The following is a 4,943-nucleotide window of genomic DNA, read 5'->3' on the forward strand; positions in this document are numbered from 1 at the left end:
CGGACCGCTTCGGCATCACCTGGATGGTCAACATCGCCCAACCGCAGGGCTGACCCCAGACCACCCACCACCGGCCGGGCGCCCAAACGGCGCCCGGCCACCGTGTGCCCAGACCCTGTGCACCGCCCCGGTGCGCGGTGGTCGGGCAGGTTGGTGGGGATGCCCGAGCATCAGCTCGGCTGGTAAAAGTGGCCACGCCGCTGCCATTCCCGCGCGAGCAGTTCGTAGGAGCGGACCCGGTCTGCGTGGTCGTGAGTGATCGTCGTGATGAGCAACTCATCGGCCCTCGTGGCCTCCTGGAGCTGCTCCAGGCGGTCGGCAACCTGGTGCGGTGAGCCCACGAACTGTGTATCGATGCGGTCCTTCACCAGTGCCCGGTCCTCGTCGGTCCACTCGTGGGCGCGAGCCTGTTCGGCGGTGGGGAACTCGATCGCGCCCTCGGCGGTACGGATGCTGCGCACCCACGGGCCGTAGCCGACGGCCAGTTCTCGGGCCGTCTCCTCGTCCTGGGCGACCACGACGTCCGCGGAGACGCTGACGTACGGCTTGTCAAGGAAGTCGGAGGGCTTGAAAGAGGACCGGTAGGCGTCCACCGCGTCCAGGACCGTTGCCGGGCTGACGTGGTAGTTGGCGGCGAAGCGCAAACCCCGGGCGCCGGCCACCTCGGCGCTCTGCCCGCCGCTGCTGCCCAGGATCCACACCTGGATGTCGGCCCCTTCGCCGGGCACGACGTGCGCCTGCAGGCCCTGCGCGGAGCGGTAAGTTCCCGCCAGCAGGGCGAGGATGTCGTCTATCTGCTGCGCATAGTCCTGCGACTGGGCGCCGGGCAGCATGAGCAGCCCTTGCTGCAGTGCGATCCGGGGCGACCGCAGGAGGCGTTCGAAGGAGAAGCGGGGCGGGATCAACAGCCCGTTGGGGGCGTGGCCGTCCACGACCGGGGTGGCCGTCGGCGGCGCAGCAGCCTTTTCGCCCGGGGGGCGGCCGCCCGAGCGGCCCAGGCCCAGGTCGAGGCGGCCGGGGTGCAGGGCGTCGATCAGGCCGAACTCCTCGACCGTGTTCAGCGCGGTGCGGTGGCCGAGTTGGACGGCGCCGGAGCCGAGCCGGATGGTGGAGGTCGCGGACGCGGTCAGCGCGAGGACGACGGCCGGGGACGTACCCGCCACGCCCGGGTTGAGATGGTGCTCGGCGAACCAGTAGCGGGCATAGCCGAGGCGTTCGGTCTGCCGGGCCAGGTCGATGGAGTTGCGCAGGGCGTCCGCGGCCGTCGAGCCCGAGGAGATCGGGACCAGGTCCAGGACACTCAGAAGGATGTCAGACATGCGCCTGCTCCTTGGCGATCGGCAGCGTCGGGAGTACGGGTTTCCAGGCGAAGGGCGGGTCGGGGATCTCCTTGCGCAGCGCGGGGGCGACCTCGGACTGAAAGAGTTCGAGGCAGCGGCGGTGCTGGGCGTTGGTCAGCCCGCCTGCGTCCGCGTTCAGGTGGAGCACCGTGTGCCCGAACTGCTCGTGATAGCGGTGCACCTTGTCGATGATCTGCTGCGGGCTGCCGATCAAGGCGGAGCTGCGGTCGATGAAGTCCTCCAGTGTGGGGAAGACGACCGGCAGACCGGCCTGCTTCTGGAACGCCTGCGTCGCCTCGAAGATCGGCCGGTACACCGAGAGGGCCTGCTGGGATGTACGCGCCACGTAGAGGCCCGCGGTGCCGGCGCCGACCGCGATGCCGGCCGGGTCATGGCCGTAGTGCTCCCAGCGCTCGCGGTAGTAGCGGATCAACTCCGCATACGGCTCGATGGGGTTGGTGACATTCGCCGAGAACAGCGGATCACCGTAGCGGGCGGCGAGGTCCACCGACTCCTTGCTGGTGGCGCTGCCGTGCCAGACCCGGATGGGCTGCTGGTACGGCCGCGGCCACACCTCGGCGTCCCGCAGCGGCGGGCGGAACCGGGGCGAGACCGTCACCTTGTCCTGCCGCCAGATCTGCCGGAACACCTCGTAGCTCTCGGCGTTGCGGTCCCACTGGTCCTCGGCCGTCACATGGAACAGTTCACGCTGCGCGCTGCCGTTGCCCTTGCCGATGATCAGATCCAACCGGCCGTTCGACAGGTGGTCGAGGGTCGCGTAGTCCTCATACGCCCGGACAGGGTCCAGCAGGCTGAGCGTCGTCACGGCCGTGAACAGCCGGATCCGGCGTGTCACAGCGGCCAGGTGACTCAGCACGACGGTCGGGGACGAGGAGATGAACGGCCGCTCGTGCCGCTCCCCCACGCCGAAGCCGTCAAAGCCCAGCTCCTCGGCGAGAAGAGCGTTGTCGACGACCTCGCGGAAGCGGTCACGGGTCGACTTCTGCACCCCGGTGACCGAATCCGGCCGGTGCACGATCAAGGTGATCGCGATGAACTTCACGGCGCCACCCGCTCCCCGCGGACCTGATCCGGGCGGGCGAGGCCAGCCCGGCCGCCCGGCAACGGCCCCTCGTACGGCGTGCGGTACACGCCCGACCGGCGACCAAGAGGGACGCCCGTAGCGGCGACCTCGCGGGCGACGTCCGCCAGGTCGGTACCGGTCCCCGGCACGCCCGAAGGCGGGCCGGTCCGCCACGTCTCATGGCCCGCGGCACTGATGGTCATGGCTTTCCCCTCTCGGTGCTGCCGTACGGGAAGGACACACGTGATCCCCTCACGCAGGACAGGGCGGGGGCGGCATCCGCAGCGCCACCACCTCCTCCAGGCGCCGGCCTGCGCCCGCTCCCCATGCCACCCGCGGTACAGCGCTGAGGGCTCACCCCACCATGTCTAGCAGGCAGTTCAGCGATCAATCGTTGCAGCTGCATGAAATCCTGCCCGGGCCGTCCCGATGCGCCCGGCGGGAAGCGGCCCCCGAACCCGGCCTGCCGCGGACCAGGACCACCCTGTCCTGCCCCGGCACCCTCACCCCACGAGACGCCTTTTTCCCTATTGAATTACTAGGAAATCTTGACGGCGGTCGGCACGGATAGGAGCATGAAGAACATGTCCCATACACAGCAACGACTCGTTCGTCGCCGGCATGTCGACTTTGGTCACGTCGTCAGCGCCGCTTGCTGTCACGCGTAAGGCACCGGTTCACCCTTTCACCCGTGCCGCTCCCTGCTCCTTTTATCCCAGACGATCAGGCCCCTTCACTCAATGCGCCTGACGACCCGACACCCTTTTGAGGGGCACCGCCATGACCGCGGCACTTCCGGACCAGGCCGGCCCGTACGATCAGCTGCTTTCCGACCCGCGTCATCTGCACCTGGTGGGCGATACCGCGCACAGTGCCACTCCCCAAGACACGCCCGCGCTCGTCGGCTACCTCCTTCTCGTCCCCGAGGGCACCGACCCCGCCGAACTCTTCGTGACGGACAGGCCCCGGCCCGACATCCGACCGCTCCTCACCACGAACTCCGCCCCCAGCCCGCAGGCAACAAGCGACGGGATCCGCATCGACCCCACGCGACATGTCGCCGAGGTGGACGGGCGCGAATTGAACCTCACCTACCTGGAGTTCGCGCTGCTGGCGCATCTCATAGAGCACCCCCACCACGTGCAGACACGCGATCAGCTGGTGACGGCGGTCTGGGGCTACGGCCACGTCGGCGACGGCCGCACCGTGGACGTCCACATCGCCCGCCTGCGCCGCAAGCTGGGCGAAGCCCACCGACGCCGGATCGTCACCGTCCGGCGCATGGGCTACAAATACGTGCCCACCCGGTAAGAGGGCCCTCACGCTGGGCACTTCGGCCGGCACTGTCCGACTGCCGTGCCGGTCTGCGCGGCACCGAGGACCTCAGGCTGTACGGGAGAGGTTCCGGCGCCGCCTGCCAGGTTCGCTCGACGAGGTACGCGACCCGGTCCAAAGGGTGTGCACCTGCCGCTGCACATGGCCTGGTCCCAAACGGCCTCGTACGAGGCAGGCAAGCCCTGCGCCGCGTGACGGACGTGCCAGAGCACCCGAATCCTCGCGGCAGAGGTCATACGGGCCCGACCTTGGGCCGCCGTCACTATCATCGGTATCGTCGCGGCGCGTAGGGGGGCAGCTGAGGATGTTCGTGGTCGAGGTTAGACAGACCGGACAGGCGTGGCTGTTGACGCTGCACGGCGAGTTGGATTTCAGCAGCGCCGTGCAACTGCGGGAGGCGGCGGACCGGGTGGTGTCCGGACTCTTGCGGCCCGGGCTGATGGTGATCGACTGCGCCGGGCTCGGCTTCTGCGACTCCTCCGGTATCAGCAGCCTGATCGCGGTCCACCAATGGCTGTCCGCAGGCGGGAGCACGCTGCGCCTGGCGGCGGTGCCCCAATCGGTGGCACGGATCTTCAGATTGACGGGCCTGGACCAGCTCGTCCGTGTGTACTCCACGGCCTCGGACGCCCTCGCCGTCGACGGCAGGGGCGTAGCGGCTTCTTCGCCTGCGGCCTCGACGCATGCGGCAGGTGAGGGATAGCCGGGCGGCGGCCCGCAGCCGGGGACCACAGGGCCGGCGGCGCAGGCGGCGTCCGGCACGGGAGCGCGGCGGGACTTTGCGCGCCGTGCCGGCCACTCCCCCGCCGCCTTTCGGGCTGCCCGCCCCGCGCCCTTGGGTAAGCCGACCATGCGGCCTTCTTCACCCCCGCCTGGGCGGCCGTCCGCCACACCCCTCTGACTCTCCGCCCCGGGCACGAGCTGAAGGGGACGGGGGAGGAGGCGTTGCCTTCGTCGGCGGGTCGGGCCGTCAGGCCCTCGCTGTGCTGTCCACCGGCGGACACACGCTCGACGGGGCGCAGTGTCGCCCGTGGCCGGGGAACATGGCCGCCGTGCAGCCTGCGCCGCGCGGCGAGCCTGGGCTCGCTAGGGTGCGGTGCGCCTGGTCTTCCCTGTGGGGCCGGGCGTGCCCGTGTTCCAGTCCAGGCGCAGCACGGCGAGGTCGTCGGTGTGCCGGTCCGCGT

General features: G+C 69.9%; 5 protein-coding genes. 2 read left to right on the forward strand and 3 right to left on the reverse strand.

The window, feature by feature from the left end:
• Nucleotides 1-170: 170 nt before the first annotated feature.
• The 3 genes from ADL25_RS05950 to ADL25_RS05960 are packed head-to-tail and all read right to left on the reverse strand — an operon-like array spanning nt 171 to nt 2,627.
• On the reverse strand, nt 171-1,319 hold the full coding sequence (locus ADL25_RS05950; RefSeq protein ID WP_059126568.1) for an LLM class flavin-dependent oxidoreductase: 1,149 nt from the start codon (nt 1,317-1,319) through the stop codon (nt 171-173).
• A complete protein-coding gene (locus ADL25_RS05955) occupies nt 1,312-2,403 on the reverse strand; it encodes an LLM class flavin-dependent oxidoreductase (RefSeq protein WP_059126569.1) in 1,092 nt (363 codons plus the stop codon). The genes ADL25_RS05950 and ADL25_RS05955 overlap by 8 nt, the downstream gene beginning before the upstream one ends.
• Nucleotides 2,400-2,627, reverse strand: coding sequence for a hypothetical protein (locus tag ADL25_RS05960; protein ID WP_059126570.1), 228 nt, complete (start codon nt 2,625-2,627; stop codon nt 2,400-2,402). The genes ADL25_RS05955 and ADL25_RS05960 overlap by 4 nt, the downstream gene beginning before the upstream one ends.
• A gap of 577 nt (nt 2,628-3,204) precedes the next feature.
• On the opposite strand from ADL25_RS05960, the gene ADL25_RS05965 reads away from it, so the two are divergent.
• Both ADL25_RS05965 and ADL25_RS05970 read left to right on the forward strand, forming a co-directional pair.
• Nucleotides 3,205-3,735: a winged helix-turn-helix domain-containing protein gene (locus ADL25_RS05965; protein WP_059126571.1), complete on the forward strand. Its 531-nt coding sequence runs from the start codon at nt 3,205-3,207 to the stop codon at nt 3,733-3,735.
• A 334-nt stretch (nt 3,736-4,069) separates the two neighbouring features.
• Nucleotides 4,070-4,462, forward strand: a complete 393-nt coding sequence (locus tag ADL25_RS05970; protein WP_234380644.1) for an STAS domain-containing protein — start codon at nt 4,070-4,072, stop codon at nt 4,460-4,462.
• Nucleotides 4,463-4,943: the final 481 nt, after the last annotated feature.

This window comes from Streptomyces sp. NRRL F-5122 (assembly GCF_001507435.1).
Classification (GTDB): domain Bacteria; phylum Actinomycetota; class Actinomycetes; order Streptomycetales; family Streptomycetaceae; genus Streptomyces; species Streptomyces lannensis.

Excerpts from the sequence above, each read along its gene's own strand:
- ADL25_RS05950 (WP_059126568.1), bottom strand. The coding sequence starts at position 1,319 with ATGTCTGACATCCTTCTGAGTGTCCTGGACCTGGTCCCGATCTCCTCG.
- ADL25_RS05960 (WP_059126570.1), bottom strand. The coding sequence starts at position 2,627 with ATGACCATCAGTGCCGCGGGCCATGAGACGTGGCGGACCGGCCCGCCT.
- ADL25_RS05965 (WP_059126571.1), top strand. The coding sequence starts at position 3,205 with ATGACCGCGGCACTTCCGGACCAGGCCGGCCCGTACGATCAGCTGCTT.